General features: G+C 65.8%; 12 protein-coding genes. 5 read left to right on the top strand and 7 right to left on the bottom strand.

Annotated features, from left to right (window positions below; genetic code table 11):
* Window positions 1–6: 6 nt before the first annotated feature.
* The 6 genes from rfbB to Herbaro_RS20005 form a co-directional block, all read right to left on the bottom strand.
* Entirely contained in the window at window positions 7–1,038 is a 1,032-nt protein-coding gene (rfbB, locus tag Herbaro_RS20030; RefSeq protein WP_275011355.1) for a dTDP-glucose 4,6-dehydratase, read from the bottom strand.
* An 18-nt stretch (window positions 1,039–1,056) separates the two neighbouring features.
* Window positions 1,057–2,067 (bottom strand): UDP-glucose 4-epimerase GalE, encoded by a 1,011-nt coding sequence (galE, locus tag Herbaro_RS20025; protein ID WP_275011354.1) that lies wholly within the window; start codon window positions 2,065–2,067, stop codon window positions 1,057–1,059.
* Between the two features lie 33 nt (window positions 2,068–2,100).
* On the bottom strand, window positions 2,101–3,177 hold the full coding sequence (gene rfbG, locus Herbaro_RS20020) for a CDP-glucose 4,6-dehydratase (RefSeq protein WP_275011353.1): 1,077 nt from the start codon (window positions 3,175–3,177) through the stop codon (window positions 2,101–2,103).
* 413 nt (window positions 3,178–3,590) lie between these two features.
* Entirely contained in the window at window positions 3,591–4,553 is a 963-nt protein-coding gene (gene ttcA / locus Herbaro_RS20015; protein ID WP_275011352.1) for a tRNA 2-thiocytidine(32) synthetase TtcA, read from the bottom strand.
* A 17-nt stretch (window positions 4,554–4,570) separates the two neighbouring features.
* Window positions 4,571–4,966, bottom strand: coding sequence for a dihydroneopterin aldolase (locus Herbaro_RS20010; protein ID WP_275011351.1), 396 nt, complete (start codon window positions 4,964–4,966; stop codon window positions 4,571–4,573).
* A gap of 18 nt (window positions 4,967–4,984) precedes the next feature.
* On the bottom strand, window positions 4,985–5,764 hold the full coding sequence (locus Herbaro_RS20005; RefSeq protein WP_275011350.1) for an SDR family oxidoreductase: 780 nt from the start codon (window positions 5,762–5,764) through the stop codon (window positions 4,985–4,987).
* A 22-nt stretch (window positions 5,765–5,786) separates the two neighbouring features.
* Between Herbaro_RS20005 and Herbaro_RS20000 the strand changes: the two genes are divergently transcribed.
* The 5 genes from Herbaro_RS20000 to Herbaro_RS19980 all read left to right on the top strand — a co-directional run bounded on the left by Herbaro_RS20000 (window position 5,787) and on the right by Herbaro_RS19980 (window position 10,791).
* The gene (locus Herbaro_RS20000; RefSeq protein ID WP_275011349.1) at window positions 5,787–6,947 is read left to right on the top strand and encodes a class I SAM-dependent methyltransferase; all 1,161 of its coding nucleotides are present in this window, start codon (window positions 5,787–5,789) and stop codon (window positions 6,945–6,947) included.
* A 10-nt stretch (window positions 6,948–6,957) separates the two neighbouring features.
* Complete coding sequence (locus Herbaro_RS19995) at window positions 6,958–7,152, top strand: DUF2905 domain-containing protein (protein WP_275011348.1); 195 nt, start codon at window positions 6,958–6,960, stop codon at window positions 7,150–7,152.
* A gap of 12 nt (window positions 7,153–7,164) precedes the next feature.
* The gene (locus Herbaro_RS19990; RefSeq protein WP_275011347.1) at window positions 7,165–7,821 is read left to right on the top strand and encodes a response regulator; all 657 of its coding nucleotides are present in this window, start codon (window positions 7,165–7,167) and stop codon (window positions 7,819–7,821) included.
* Window positions 7,818–9,146, top strand: coding sequence for an ATP-binding protein (locus tag Herbaro_RS19985; RefSeq protein ID WP_275011346.1), 1,329 nt, complete (start codon window positions 7,818–7,820; stop codon window positions 9,144–9,146). The genes Herbaro_RS19990 and Herbaro_RS19985 overlap by 4 nt, the downstream gene beginning before the upstream one ends.
* Window positions 9,147–9,309: 163 nt before the next feature.
* Window positions 9,310–10,791: a DegQ family serine endoprotease gene (locus tag Herbaro_RS19980; protein WP_275011345.1), complete on the top strand. Its 1,482-nt coding sequence runs from the start codon at window positions 9,310–9,312 to the stop codon at window positions 10,789–10,791.
* A gap of 181 nt (window positions 10,792–10,972) precedes the next feature.
* Here the strand turns inward: Herbaro_RS19980 and kefC are convergent, their stop codons facing one another.
* The gene (kefC, locus tag Herbaro_RS19975) at window positions 10,973–12,817 is read right to left on the bottom strand and encodes a glutathione-regulated potassium-efflux system protein KefC (RefSeq protein WP_275011344.1); all 1,845 of its coding nucleotides are present in this window, start codon (window positions 12,815–12,817) and stop codon (window positions 10,973–10,975) included.
* Window positions 12,818–12,859 lie beyond the last annotated feature (42 nt).

Below are 12,859 nucleotides of genomic sequence, written 5' to 3'. Positions count from 1 at the left end.
TCTGCTTCAGGACCATCCGCCATCGAGGGCCTTCCCGGCCCAATGCGGGTTGGCCAGGTACCATTCGACGGTTTTGCGTATGCCGCCGGCAAAATCTTCGGCAGGGCGCCAGCCCAGCTCGCGTTCTATCTTGCGCGCGTCGATGGCATACCGGCGATCGTGGCCGGGACGATCCTGCACGAAGACGATTTGCTCCCGATAGCTGCCCGTAAATTTAGGCTTGAGTTCATCGAGCGCGTCGCATAGCGCGTGGACCACGCCAAGGTTGGATTGCTCGTTCCATCCGCCAATATTGTAGGTTTCGCCGGGAACGCCCCGGGCCAGCACTTCACGCAAGGCCGAGCAATGGTCGCCAGCATACAGCCAGTCGCGAACCTGCATGCCGTCGCCGTACAGCGGCAGCAACTTGCCCTCCAGCGCGTTGGAAATCACCAGCGGAATCAACTTCTCAGGGAAATGATAGGGGCCATAGTTGTTCGAACAATGCGTGGTCAGCACCGGCAAGCCGTAGGTGTGATGAAAGGCCCGCACCAGATGGTCAGACGCCGCCTTGGATGCGGAATACGGATTGTTCGGGGCATATGGCGTGGCTTCATTGAATGGAGCATCCTGCGGGCCGAGTGTGCCATAGACCTCGTCGGTGGAAACGTGCAGGAAGCGAAATGAATCCCGCGCTTCTCCTTGAAGCCGTTGCCAATGACGGCGCGCCGCCTCCAGCAGCGTGAGCGTGCCGTGCACGTTGGTACGGATAAATTCGGTGGGACTGGCGATGGAACGGTCGACGTGGCTTTCGGCGGCCAGATGCACCACGGCGCGTGGCCTGTGATGATCAAAGAGCGACTCCATAGTCTCGGCGTCGCAGATGTCGGTGCGCGAAAACAGATAGCGTGGATCGTTCGCCACGCTGTCGAGGTTGTGCGGGTTACCCGCGTAGGTCAGCTTGTCGATGTTGAGCAGGCGCTCATCCCGGCCCAAGGCCAGATAGTCGATGATGAAATTGCTGCCGACGAACCCGGATCCGCCTGTTACGAAGAGCATGATCTCATCCGGGTTGTCTTACGACTTGAACCCGTTCGGATTCATCTGCTGCCAACGCCAGGAGTCCGCGCACATCGCGTCCAGCCCCAGCTTGGCTTCCCATCCCAGCGCGCGTTTGGCTTCGGCCGGGTTGGCGTAGCACGAGGCGATGTCGCCCGGGCGGCGGCCTGCGATGACGTAGGGCACCGGCTTGCCGGATGCCTTTTCGTAAGCCTTGACCACGTCCAGCACGCTGTAGCCGATGCCGGTGCCCAGGTTGACTGCGAAGCACTGCGGTTCGGTCAACGCCTGCAGCGCCGCCAGGTGGCCGTTGGCCAGGTCGACCACGTGGATGAAGTCGCGCACTCCGGTGCCGTCCGGCGTGGCGTAGTCGCCGCCCCAGATGCTGAGCTTCTCGCGGCGGCCGACGGCGACCTGCGCCACGTAGGGCATCAGGTTGTTGGGGATGCCGCCCGGGTCTTCGCCGATCAGGCCGCTCTCGTGCGCGCCGACCGGGTTGAAGTAGCGCAGCAGCGCGATCTTCCAGTCCGGGTGGGCGCGGTGGTAGTCGCGCAGCATGTCTTCGACCACGATCTTGCTGCGGCCGTACGGGTTGCTGGCCGACAGCGAATGCGCTTCGTCCAGCGGCAGGTATTGCGGGTCGCCATAGACGGTGGCCGAGGAGGAGAAGACGATGGTCTTCACGCCGACGGTTTCCATCGCCTCCAGCAGGCGCACCGTGCCGACCACGTTATTGTCGTAGTACATCAGCGGCTGTTCGACCGACTCACCGACGGCCTTCAGGCCGGCGAAGTGGATCACCGCCTCGCATTTGAATTCGCGCAGCACGCTTTCCAGCTGTTCGCGGTTGCGGATATCGCCCTTGACCAGCGAGACGGGCTTGCCGGCGATTTTCTGCACGCGCGCGACCGATTCGGGGCTGCTGTTGCAGAAATTGTCGAAGATGATGACTTCGTGGCCCGCCTTGAGCAACTCCACGCAGGTATGCGAGCCGATATAGCCGGCGCCGCCGGTGACGAGGATGTTCATGGTCGACCTGTTCTGAAATTCGCGATAGCGCGATTATGTCAGACTCTGGTAGAAAGCGATCTGGTTCTCGGACAGCGTGCGCAGGTCCTCATTGTTGAGGTAGCCGGCGTACCACTGCGCGGTCAACTCCAGCGCGGTGTAGAGCTCCATCTTCGGAATCCAGTCCAGGCGCTGGCGCACCTTGGAGATGTCCAGGCGCAGGAAGGCCGCTTCGTGGGGGGCGTTGGCCTGCGGCTCCAGGCGCACTTCCACCGGCTCCACGTCGTTCTTCTGGAGCGAGTGGTTGAAGGTGGCGCACAGCTGGCTCACGGTCTGCAGGTCGGTATCGGCCGGGCCGAAGTTCCAGCCTTCGGCGTACTTGCCGCCGTGCTCGAAGAGCAGCTGGCCGATCTGCAGGTAGCCCGACAGCGGCTCCAGCACGAACTGCCAGGGACGCACGGCATGCGGGTTGCGGATGCTGACCGGCTCGTCCCTTTCCAGGGCGCGGATGAAGTCGGGGATCAGGCGATCGGCCGCGAAGTCGCCGCCGCCGATCACGTTGCCTGCGCGTACGCTGGCCACGCCCACCGGGTTGTCAGGGTTCTTGGCGAAGAAGGAGCGGCGATAGGCCGACGTGACCAGCTCGGCCGCGCCCTTGCTGCTGCTGTAGGGGTCGTGGCCGCCCATCGGGTCGTCCTCGCGGTAGCCCCACAGCCATTCGCGGTTTTCATAACATTTGTCGCTGGTCACCACGACCACGGAGCGTACGCTGGGCGTGTTGCGCACGGCTTCCAGCACGTGCGCGGTGCCCATCACATTGGTGGCATAGGTGTCGACCGGCGTGAGGTAGGAGTCGCGCACCAGCGGCTGCGCCGCCAGGTGGAACACGATGTCGGGCTGCACCGCGGCCATGGTGTCGGCCACATGCTTGGGGTCGCGCACGTCGCCGGTAGTGGTCTGCGCGCAGCCCTGCAGGCGCGCCAGGTGGAACAGGCTGGGATTGGTCGGCGCGGGCAGGGAGTAGCCACTGACTTTCGCTCCCATCAAATGCAGCCACAAGGTCAGCCAGCTGCCCTTGAAGCCGGTGTGACCGGTGACGAAAACGCGCTTGTCGCGCCAAAAATTAGACATCAGGCAGCCTCATACACGTGTTGCATAGAGTCGTTCGAGTGCAGAGGCGCGCATGCGATGATCCGCGCGGATGACCGGCGCTGGAAACGCCGCCGGCCTCCCGGTGTTTTCCGTGTCGGGGCCACGTTTCCCTGCGAAACCACGACTTCATGGTTATGTTTGTTCTTCCCCCGCAACCGTGCCCGCTGGCATCAGTTGCGACGGTCAGATTAGACCATGCGGATTTTGAGGGTCAAGCGAGGATCAGGAGGGTATTTGTCGCCCATTCCCGGATATATGCTTTGTATCAACAAAAATTTACTTTTTGGATCCGCCGCAGTTACGCCGCCTCCCGGCAAAGCCGCGCTTGGGGCGGGTTTGCCGGGCACGTGATGAAACGCCGTGTATCGCCAGGCCGGCGAAAAGGCGAGCGCTCAGTCGGCCGGGAACAGGGAAATGACCTGCGAGCTGAACTCGCCGCCGGGCAGGGCGCCGCCGGTGCCGCAGGGCTCCTCGTCGAAGGCGATGTCGCCGTTGGCGTCGGCTTCGCCGGTAGCCTTCAGGTCGGTGAAACCGAACAGTTCGCGGTCCATCAGGTGCGAGGGCGCCACGGTGGACAGCGCCGAGAAGATGTTGTCGACCCGGCCCGGGAATTTCTTTTCCCATTCGCGCATCAGGCCCTTGATCTGCTTGCGCTGCAGGTTCTCCTGGCTGCCGCACAGGTCGCAGGGGATGATGGGGAACTGCTTGACGTCGGCGTAGCGGATCAGGTCGGCTTCCTTCACGTAGGCCAGCGGGCGGATCACGATGCGCTTGCCGTCGTCGGACTGCAGCTTGGGTGGCATGCCCTTGATCTTGGCGCCGAAGAACATGTTCAGGAAGAAGGTTTCCAGGATGTCGTCGCGATGGTGGCCCAGCGCGACCTTGGTGGCGCCGAGCTCGCCGGCCACGCGGTACAGGATGCCGCGGCGCAGGCGCGAGCACAGCGCGCAGGTGGTCTTCCCTTCAGGCACCACGCGCTTGACGATGCTGTAGGTGTCCTGGTTCTCGATGTGGTAGGGCACGCCGATCTTCTCCAGGTAGGCCGGCAGCACGTCGGCCGGGAAGTTCGGCTGCTTCTGGTCGAGGTTGACCGCCACGATGTCGAAGTGGATCGGCGCGCGCTCGCGCAGGGTCAGCAGGATGTCCAGCAGGGCGTAGCTGTCCTTGCCGCCGGACAGGCAGACCATCACCTTGTCGCCGTCCTCGATCATGTTGAAGTCGCCGATGGCCTGGCCGACCTGGCGGCACAGGCGCTTGTGCAGCTTGTTGTTCTCGTAGGCGATCTTCTCGGCCTTCTTGAGGTCGGTGGCCTGGCCGGCAGTCGCAGTGGCTTCGGGATGGAGTCGGTTGTTCATGATGCTGCCTGTCTGGTTCAGTTGCCGCTCTTGATGCGGAAGGTTTCCACGCCCACCGAATCGCAATCGGGATAGACGTCCGGCTTCTCCGTCGAGACCCGCACCGCGCGTACCTTGGGGTGCGCCAGCATGGCGTCCATCACGTCGTCGCACAGGGTTTCCTGCAGGTGGATGTGGCCCTGCGCCATGCGCCGCGCGATGGTGGAGCGGATGAAGTCGTAGTCGACCACTTCATCGAGCTGGTCGGCCTTGGGCGTGGTCTCGGCCAGCGGGACGTACAGGTCCACGTTGACCAGGATGCGCTGCTCGCCCTTCTTTTCGAACTCGTGCACGCCGATGTTGATGAACACCTCGTAGTTGCGCAGGAACAGGCGGCGGCAATCTTGCAGGGAAGGATGGGCAGGGAAGAGCATGATGAGTAGAGAGAAAAATTATTTCGCCACGAACATGACGTCGCGCGAAAGGGGGAGCAAATGCTGGCCGCCATCGACCAGCAGCGTGGTGCCGGTAATGGCCGGCGCCGAGGCGACGTAGCAGACCGCGGCGGCCACGTCCTCCGGCGTGCTGCTTTTGCCCAGGGGCGTGACCTGGTGCGCCAGGCCGAACTGTTCGGCGGTCTGGTCGCCCGAGACCATCGTGAGGCCGGGCGCCACGCCGACCACCCGCACGCGCGGCGCCAGCGCCTGCGCCAGCAGAGTGGTGGCGCTGTGCAGCGCCGCCTTGGACAGCGTGTACGACAGGTAATCGGGGTTGGGATTGTACAGTTTCTGGTCCAGCAGGTTGACCACCACCGCCTGCGCGCCTTCGGGCGTGAGCTCGTAGAGCGCCTGCGCCAGCAGCACCGGCGCGCCGACGTTGGCGCTCATGTGCCGCAGCAGGCGCTCGTTGCCGAAGCTGGCGGCATCGTCGAAATCGAACAGCGAGGCGTTGTTGACCACGCAGCCGACACGGCCCAGCGGGGCCGCCTGGCGCAGGAGATCCCGCACCTCATCCTCATTGCCCAGCTCGCCGCGCACGGCCAGCGCGCGCCGGCCCAGCGCCTCGATCTCGCCCACCAGCTGTTGGGCCTCGTCGCGCGAGCGGTTGTAATGGACGGCCACATCCCAGCCGGCGCGCGCCAGCGCGAGCGCGATGTGACGGCCGATGCGGCGCGCCGCGCCGGTCACCAGCGCGACGCGGCCGGTGCAATGGGAGGGGGATGTGGATTCCATAAGTTCAAATACAATACGGCCCATGCAACTGCAACTACCAGAACCGGGCGCCGACGCACAGGCCGCCTCGCACGCCCTGAAACAGCTGATCGCCGGCGAGATCGCCGCGGCGGGCGGCTGGATTTCCTTCGAACGCTACATGGAGCTGGCGCTATATGCGCCGCAGGTCGGCTATTACAGCGGCGGCTCGGCCAAATTGGGCAAAGACGGTGATTTTACAACCGCCCCGGAAATTTCGCCCCTGTTTGGCGCGACTTTGGCGCATTTGGCGACAGAACTGATCAATGGCAGCCAATCGCTGGCCAATGTCTTCCTCGAGTTCGGGGCCGGCACCGGCAAGCTGGCGGCCGACATCCTCACCGAGCTGCACTTGCGCGGCCGCTTGCCGGAAAAATATTTCATCGTGGAAATATCGGCCCAGCTGCGCGCGCGCCAGAAGGAAACCCTGGCCGCATTCGCGCAGCAGGTGGAGTGGCTGGATGCCTTGCCGGAGAGTTTCTCCGGCGTGGTGGTGGGCAATGAAGTGCTGGACGCCATGCCGGTGCGCCTGGCGCGCAAGGCCGGCGACGCCTGGCTGGAACGCGGCGTGGCCGTCGACGGCGCCGGCAACTTCCGTTACGAGGATCGCGCGGTGCAAGACCTGCCCTTGGCGCAGATCCCCGAGGCCGACGATTTGCCGGACGGCTACCTGACCGAGCTGGCCCCGCTGGCGACCGGTTTCATGCGCACGCTGGCGCGCATGGTCGCCAACGGTCCGGGCGCGGCGGCGATCCTGCCGGACTACGGCTTCCCGGCGGCGGAATACTACCTGCACGACCGCTCGGCCGGCACGCTGATGTGCCACTACCGCCATCACGCCCACGACGATCCCTTCTACTGGCCGGGTTTGCAGGACATCACCGCCCACGTCGATTTCACCGCGATGGCGATCGCCGCCGTGGAAGCGGGCGCCGAGGTGCTGGCCTACACCAGCCAGGGCGCCTTCCTGCTCAACGCCGGCATCGGCGAACTGCTGTTGCGCACCTCGCCAGAGCAGAGCCTGGACTACCTGCCGCAAGCCAACGCCATGCAGAAGCTGATCTCGCCGGCCGAGATGGGCGAGCTGTTCAAGGTGCTGGTGATCGGCAAGGACGCCGAGTGGCCGCAGCGCATGCTGCGCCATGACCGCACGCATCGCCTGTGAGGGGGGAAGCATGATACGTTGGGTGATCGTCATCTTTCTGGCCGTGATCGTGTTCTCCTCGCTGCTGCCCTGGCTGGAGAAACTGGGCATAGGCCGGCTGCCGGGCGACCTGCGCTTCCGCCTGTTCGGGCGCCAGTTCTCGCTGCCGTTCGCATCCACCATCCTGCTCTCGGCGGTGGTGTTCGCGCTGGCCAAGATCCTTTAGAACGGAGCGTATATGCGCGTATTGCTGGTCGAAGACGATCCCATGGTGGGCGAGGCGGTGCGCAAGGGCCTGCGCCAGGACGGATTCGCCATCGACTGGGTGCAGGACGGCAAGTCGGCCGACGCCGCGCTGCGCAACGAGGACTACGCCATGCTGCTGCTCGACCTCGGCCTGCCGCAGAAGGATGGCCTGGCGGTGCTGCGCACCATGCGCGAACGCGGCAACGCCATCCCGGTGCTCATCACCACCGCGCGCGACGCCGTGGCCGATCGCGTGGCCGGGCTGGATGCCGGCGCCGACGATTACCTGATCAAGCCCTTCGACCTGGAAGAGCTCTCGGCGCGCATGCGCGCGCTGCTGCGCCGCCAGTCCGGGCGCGCCGACAGCCTGGTGCAGGTGCGCGAGGTGGTCTTGAATCCGGCCACCCATGAAGTCACCGTGGCCGGCGCCCCGGTCAGCCTGTCGGCGCGCGAGTTCACGCTGCTGCATGCGTTCATGGATCGCCCCGGCGTGGTGCTCTCGCGCGCCCAGCTGGAAGAGAAACTCTACGGCTGGGACGACAGCATCGAGAGCAACGCCGTCGAGGTCCACATCCACGCCCTGCGCAAGAAGGTCGGCAGCGACTTCATCAAGAACGTGCGCGGCGTCGGCTACCTGGTGCCGGCATGAATTCGGTGCGCAACAAGCTGCTGCTGTGGCTGGGCCTGGGCCTGTTTTCCATCATCCTGATCGCCGGCGCCGGCCTGTATTTCCAGGCGCGCGGCGAAGCCAACCAGATCTTCGATTACCAGATGCGCCAGATCGCGGCCTCGCTGCCGCGCCAGGCCTTCTCGCCGATCTCGCCCGGTCAGCAACTGCCCGAGCTGGAAGACGAGATCATGATGCAGATCTGGGACAGCCGCGGCACCGTCATCTACCACTCGCACGCGCGCAGCGCCATGCCGCGCCAGGCCGAGCTGGGCTTCGCCAATGTGCGCGGGCCCAACGGCATGTGGCGCGTCTACAGCGCGCAGATCGGCAGCACCGTGGTGCAGGTGGCGCAGCCGCAAAGCGCGCGCGACGAGATCGCCGCCCAGATGGCGGTCAAGACGGTGGCGCCGATGCTGCTGCTGTTCCCGCTCATCGGTATCCTGGCCTGGCTGGCGGTGAGCCGGGGCCTGGCGCCGGTGCGCCGCGCCGCCGCCGAGGTCGCCGCGCGCGACATGAACTCGCTGCAGCCGCTGGCCGAAGTGGGCATGCCGCAGGAAATCCAACCGCTGACCCATGCCCTGAACGACCTGCTGGCGCGCCTGAAGCATTCCACCGAAGCGCAGCGCGCCTTTGTGGCCGACGCCGCGCACGAATTGCGCACGCCGTTGACCGCCTTGCGCCTGCAGGCGCAACTGGCCGAACGCGCCGTCGACGAGGAGGAGCGCCGCGCCGCCTTCGCCGATCTCAAGAACGGACTGGAGCGCGCCACCCACCTGGTGCACCAGCTGCTCACGCTGGCGCGCCAGGAACCCGACGCCATGAGCTTCACGGCGGTCGACCTGCGCGCGCTGCTGGGCGGCGTGGTGAGCGACCTGTCCTCGGTGGCGGAGCACGGCGGCATCGACCTCGGCTTGTCGGGCGAGGCGCAGGAGCGGCCGTTGCAGGTGCGGGGCAATCCCGACGCCCTGCGCATCCTGTTCAACAACCTGGTCGACAACGCCTTGCGCTACACGCCCGCCGGCGGCGTGGTGGACGTGTCCTTCGATACGTCGGAGGCGGGACGATGCGCGGTGCTGATCCAGGACAGCGGCCCCGGCATCGCCGAGAGCGAGATGCCGCGCGTGTTCGACCGCTTCTACCGGGCGCGCCGCCCGCAGGAGCAGAACGCCGGGCGCGCCGCCTTCGGCAGCGGGCTGGGCCTGGCCATCGTGCGCCAGGTGGCCGACCTGCATCGGGTGCCGGTGGAATTGAAGAACACCGGTCGCGGCTTGCAGGCGAAGGTGGTCTTCCCGCTGCAAGCCTGAGAGCCGGCAAGGCCGGCGCCCCATCGCGACGCTGTTTTTTGCCTTAAGTCTGTCTTAATTTTCGCGTCTTAATCTTCACTCCAACGGCAGAGCAGCCACGGCCTCCCAGGCCCGGCCGGCCGCTTTGCCACCGATATTTCTCTCAGAAGAAAAGGAGTGCATGATGAGCCGTCGCATCGTCTTCGTTCGCAATACCCTGGCCGTGATGATCGCCGCGGTGGTCGGCGGCAGTTATGTCTACTTCCGCGGCGCCGACCTGCCGTCCGCGCACGCGGCCACGGTCAACGCCCCGCTGGTCGCCTCCAACACCGCGCCGGTGGCGCCGGCCGGACCGGTCATCGCGGCGGCGACCGACTTCTCGGGCATCGTGCAGCGCGCCGGTCCCGCCGTGGTGAACATCAGCGTCACCGGCAAGGTCAAGAAGGTGGCCGACGACGATGACGACGCCGATTCCGACGACCCGATGGCGCAGTTCTTCAAGCGCTTCGGCCCGCAGCTGCAGATGCCGCGCCAGCCGCGCGTGATGCACGGCCTGGGTTCCGGTTTCATCATTTCGCCCGACGGCCTGATCCTGACCAATGCCCACGTGGTCGACGGCGCGCAGGAGGTGGTGGTCAAGCTGACCGACCGCCGCGAGTTCAAGGCCAAGGTGCTGGGCGTGGACAAGCAGAGCGATATCGCGGTGATCCGCATCGAGGCCAGGAACCTGCCCACGGTGCAGATCGGCGACCCTTCCCGGGTCAAGGTCGGCGAGCCGGTGCTGGCCATCGGTTCGCCCTACGGCTTCGACAACACCGCCACCGCCGGCATCGTCAGCGCCAAGTCGCGCAGCCTGCCGGACGACAACTACGTGCCATTCCTGCAGACCGATGTGGCGGTCAACCCCGGCAACTCGGGCGGCCCGCTGTTCAACCTGAAGGGCGAGGTGATCGGCATCAATTCGCAGATCTACAGCCAGACCGGCGGCTACCAGGGCTTGTCCTTCGCCATCCCGATCGATGTGGCCATGAAGGTCGAGCAGCAGCTGGCGCAGCACGGCAAGGTCACCCGCGGCCGCCTGGGCGTGTCGGTGCAGGACCTGAACCAGACCTTGTCGGAATCCTTCGGCCTCAAGAATGCGCAAGGCGCGCTGGTGTCGTCGGTGGAGAAGGGCAGCCCGGCCGAGAAGGCTGGCCTGCAGCCGGGCGATGTGATCCTGAGCTTCAACGGCCATGCGATCGATCATTCGGTGGACTTGCCTACGCTGGTGGCCGACACCGCGCCCGGCACCTCGCAGCCGCTGGAGGTGATGCGTGGCGGCAAGGTCCGCACCATCAGCGTGAAGGTCGGCGAGATGAAGCAGGCCAAGAACGACGCCCCGGCCAACAAGGCTGAAAACCCCGGTCGCCTTGGCCTGGCGGTGCGCCCGCTGGACAAGGACGAGCAAAAGCAGCTGGGCGGGCAGAACGGCTTGCTGGTGGAAGACGTCAACGGCCCGGCCGCGCTGGCCGGGATCCAGAGCGGCGACGTGATCCTGGCGCTGAACGGCACGCCGGTGTCGTCCGCCGAGCAGTTGCGCAAGCTGGCCAGCCAGGCCGGCAAGAGCGTGGCGCTGCTGGTGGAGCGCGGCGACGAGAAGATCTTCGTGCCGCTGACGCTGAACTGAGGCCGGCGCGATGACGGTTTTTGCAGTGGGTAGTACCGGTAGCGGCAGTAACCCGTGGGGGCGTAGCGGCAGTGAGAGCAGTGAGTAGTGAGTAGTGAGTAGTGAGTAGTGCGTGGTAGCAGTGAGGGAGTGGCCGGGCATGCGCAAGCATGTCCGGCCTTTTTTATTGCGCGGAGCGTCCTTAACCCTGGCCGGCCGGCGGCTTGTCGTGCGGGGCCGGTTCGCCGCGCCAGTGATCGTGTGTGTGTTCGCGCTCCATGGCGGCGCGGTCGCCGGCGAACATGGCCTGCAGCTCTTCGCGCGCCTGCACCGCCATCGAGACCATCTGCTGCTGGTCCTTGTAGTGCGGGTAAAGTTCGAACAGGGTCTTGAGGTTGTGCGCGCGGAACTTCATCGCCGCCTGGCGCGCGCGGTAGGCGCCGAAGTCCAGCTGCTGCAGCACCTGGCGGCCCATCTGCAGCGCGCTTTCGAAGGTTTCGCGTTCGAGCACCGTGACGCCGCGGTCCAGCAGGTCGTAGTAATGCGTGACGTTGCGCGCGCGGGCGGCGATCTGCAGATGCGGAAACTCCTCCTTCACCTTGTCCACCATTCCCAGCGCGGCCTGGGCGTCGTCGATGGCGATCACCAGCACGCGGGCCTTGTCGGCGCCGGCGGTGCGCAGCAGGTCGATGCGGGTGGCGTCGCCGTAGAACACCTTGAAGCCGAACTTGCGCAGGAAATCGATCTGGTCCGGGTCATGGTCCAGCACGGTGGCGCCGATGCCGTTGGCCATCAGCAGGCGGCCGACGATCTGGCCGAAGCGGCCGAAGCCGGCGATGATGACCGGATGGTCCTGCGGCTCGATCTTGTCTTCCGGGCGGCGCTTGCCGCCTTCCAGCCAGCGCACCAGCAGGCGATCGTGCAGCAGCAACAGCAGCGGCGTGATCAGCATCGACAGCGCCACCACCACCACCAGGATCGAAGAAACCTCAGGCGTGAGCACCTTGGCGCTGACCGCCGCGCCGAACACGATGAAGGCGAATTCCCCGCCCTGCGAGAGCAGGAAGGCGAAGAACAATTGCTGGCCGCGCGGGATGCCGAAGCAGCGTCCCAACAACCACATCATGAAGGACTTGATGGCCAGGAAGGCGGCCACCAGGCCGAGGATGCGCCAGGGCTGGGCAAGGAACACGCCGAAGTCCACCGACATGCCCACGGCGATGAAGAACAGGCCCAGCAGCAGGCCCTTGAAGGGTTCGAGGTCGCTTTCCAGCGCGTGGCGGTATTCGGAGTCGGCCAGCAGCACGCCGGCCAGGAAGGTCCCCAGCGCCATCGACATGCCCACCGACTGCATCAAGAGGCAGGTGGCGATCACCAGCAGCAGTGCGAAGGCGGTGAAGATCTCGCGCATGTCGGTCTTGGCGATGATGCGCAGGACGGGGCGCATCAGCACGCGGCCGCCGAAGATCAGCAGCGCGATCACCAGCACCACCTGGCCGGCGTGCAGCCAGCCCTGGCCGCTGCCCTGGCTGGCGGCCACGCCCAGCAGCGGCACGGCGGCCATCATCGGGATCGCGGCGATGTCCTGGAACAGCAGGATGGAGAAGCCGGCCGCCCCGGCCGGGGTGGTGGTCAGCTTGCGTTCGCCCAGCGTGGCCAGCGCGATCGCGGTGGACGAGAGCGACATGCCGAGCGCGGCGATGAGCGCGATGCGCCACGGTACGCCCGCCAGCAGCGCGGCCACCAGCAGGGCCGCGGTAACGGCCGCCACCTGCGCGCTGCCCCAGCCGAAGATGGAGCGGCGCAGCGCCCACAGGCGCTTGGGGTCGAGTTCCAGTCCGATCAGGAACAGCAGCAGCACGACGCCGAACTCCGAGAATTCGAGGATGTGCTTGACCTCGGTGATCAGGCCCAGTCCCCACGGGCCGATGACGATGCCGGCCAGCAGGTAGCCCAGCACCGCGCCCAGTCCCAGGCGTTTGGCGATAGGCACGGCGGCGACCGCGGCGAGCAGGTAGACCAGGGCTATGAGCAGTTGTTCATCCATGATGGCGTCTTTGTCTTGTCGGTATCGGTGGGAAGCGTGTGG

This window comes from Herbaspirillum sp. WKF16, from assembly GCF_028993615.1.
Taxonomy (GTDB): domain Bacteria; phylum Pseudomonadota; class Gammaproteobacteria; order Burkholderiales; family Burkholderiaceae_D; genus Herbaspirillum.
The sequence above is the reverse complement of the archived record's forward strand: the minus strand, read 5'-3'. Positions and strand labels throughout refer to the sequence as shown.

Bases quoted from the DNA above. Each gene is read 5' to 3' on its own strand.
- rfbB (WP_275011355.1), bottom strand. From the start codon at position 1,038: ATGCTCTTCGTAACAGGCGGATCCGGGTTCGTCGGCAGCAATTTCATC.
- galE (WP_275011354.1), bottom strand. From the start codon at position 2,067: ATGAACATCCTCGTCACCGGCGGCGCCGGCTATATCGGCTCGCATACC.
- rfbG (WP_275011353.1), bottom strand. From the start codon at position 3,177: ATGTCTAATTTTTGGCGCGACAAGCGCGTTTTCGTCACCGGTCACACC.
- ttcA (WP_275011352.1), bottom strand. From the start codon at position 4,553: ATGAACAACCGACTCCATCCCGAAGCCACTGCGACTGCCGGCCAGGCC.
- Herbaro_RS20010 (WP_275011351.1), bottom strand. From the start codon at position 4,966: ATGCTCTTCCCTGCCCATCCTTCCCTGCAAGATTGCCGCCGCCTGTTC.
- Herbaro_RS20005 (WP_275011350.1), bottom strand. From the start codon at position 5,764: ATGGAATCCACATCCCCCTCCCATTGCACCGGCCGCGTCGCGCTGGTG.
- Herbaro_RS20000 (WP_275011349.1), top strand. From the start codon at position 5,787: ATGCAACTGCAACTACCAGAACCGGGCGCCGACGCACAGGCCGCCTCG.
- Herbaro_RS19995 (WP_275011348.1), top strand. From the start codon at position 6,958: ATGATACGTTGGGTGATCGTCATCTTTCTGGCCGTGATCGTGTTCTCC.
- Herbaro_RS19990 (WP_275011347.1), top strand. From the start codon at position 7,165: ATGCGCGTATTGCTGGTCGAAGACGATCCCATGGTGGGCGAGGCGGTG.
- Herbaro_RS19985 (WP_275011346.1), top strand. From the start codon at position 7,818: ATGAATTCGGTGCGCAACAAGCTGCTGCTGTGGCTGGGCCTGGGCCTG.
- Herbaro_RS19980 (WP_275011345.1), top strand. From the start codon at position 9,310: ATGAGCCGTCGCATCGTCTTCGTTCGCAATACCCTGGCCGTGATGATC.
- kefC (WP_275011344.1), bottom strand. From the start codon at position 12,817: ATGGATGAACAACTGCTCATAGCCCTGGTCTACCTGCTCGCCGCGGTC.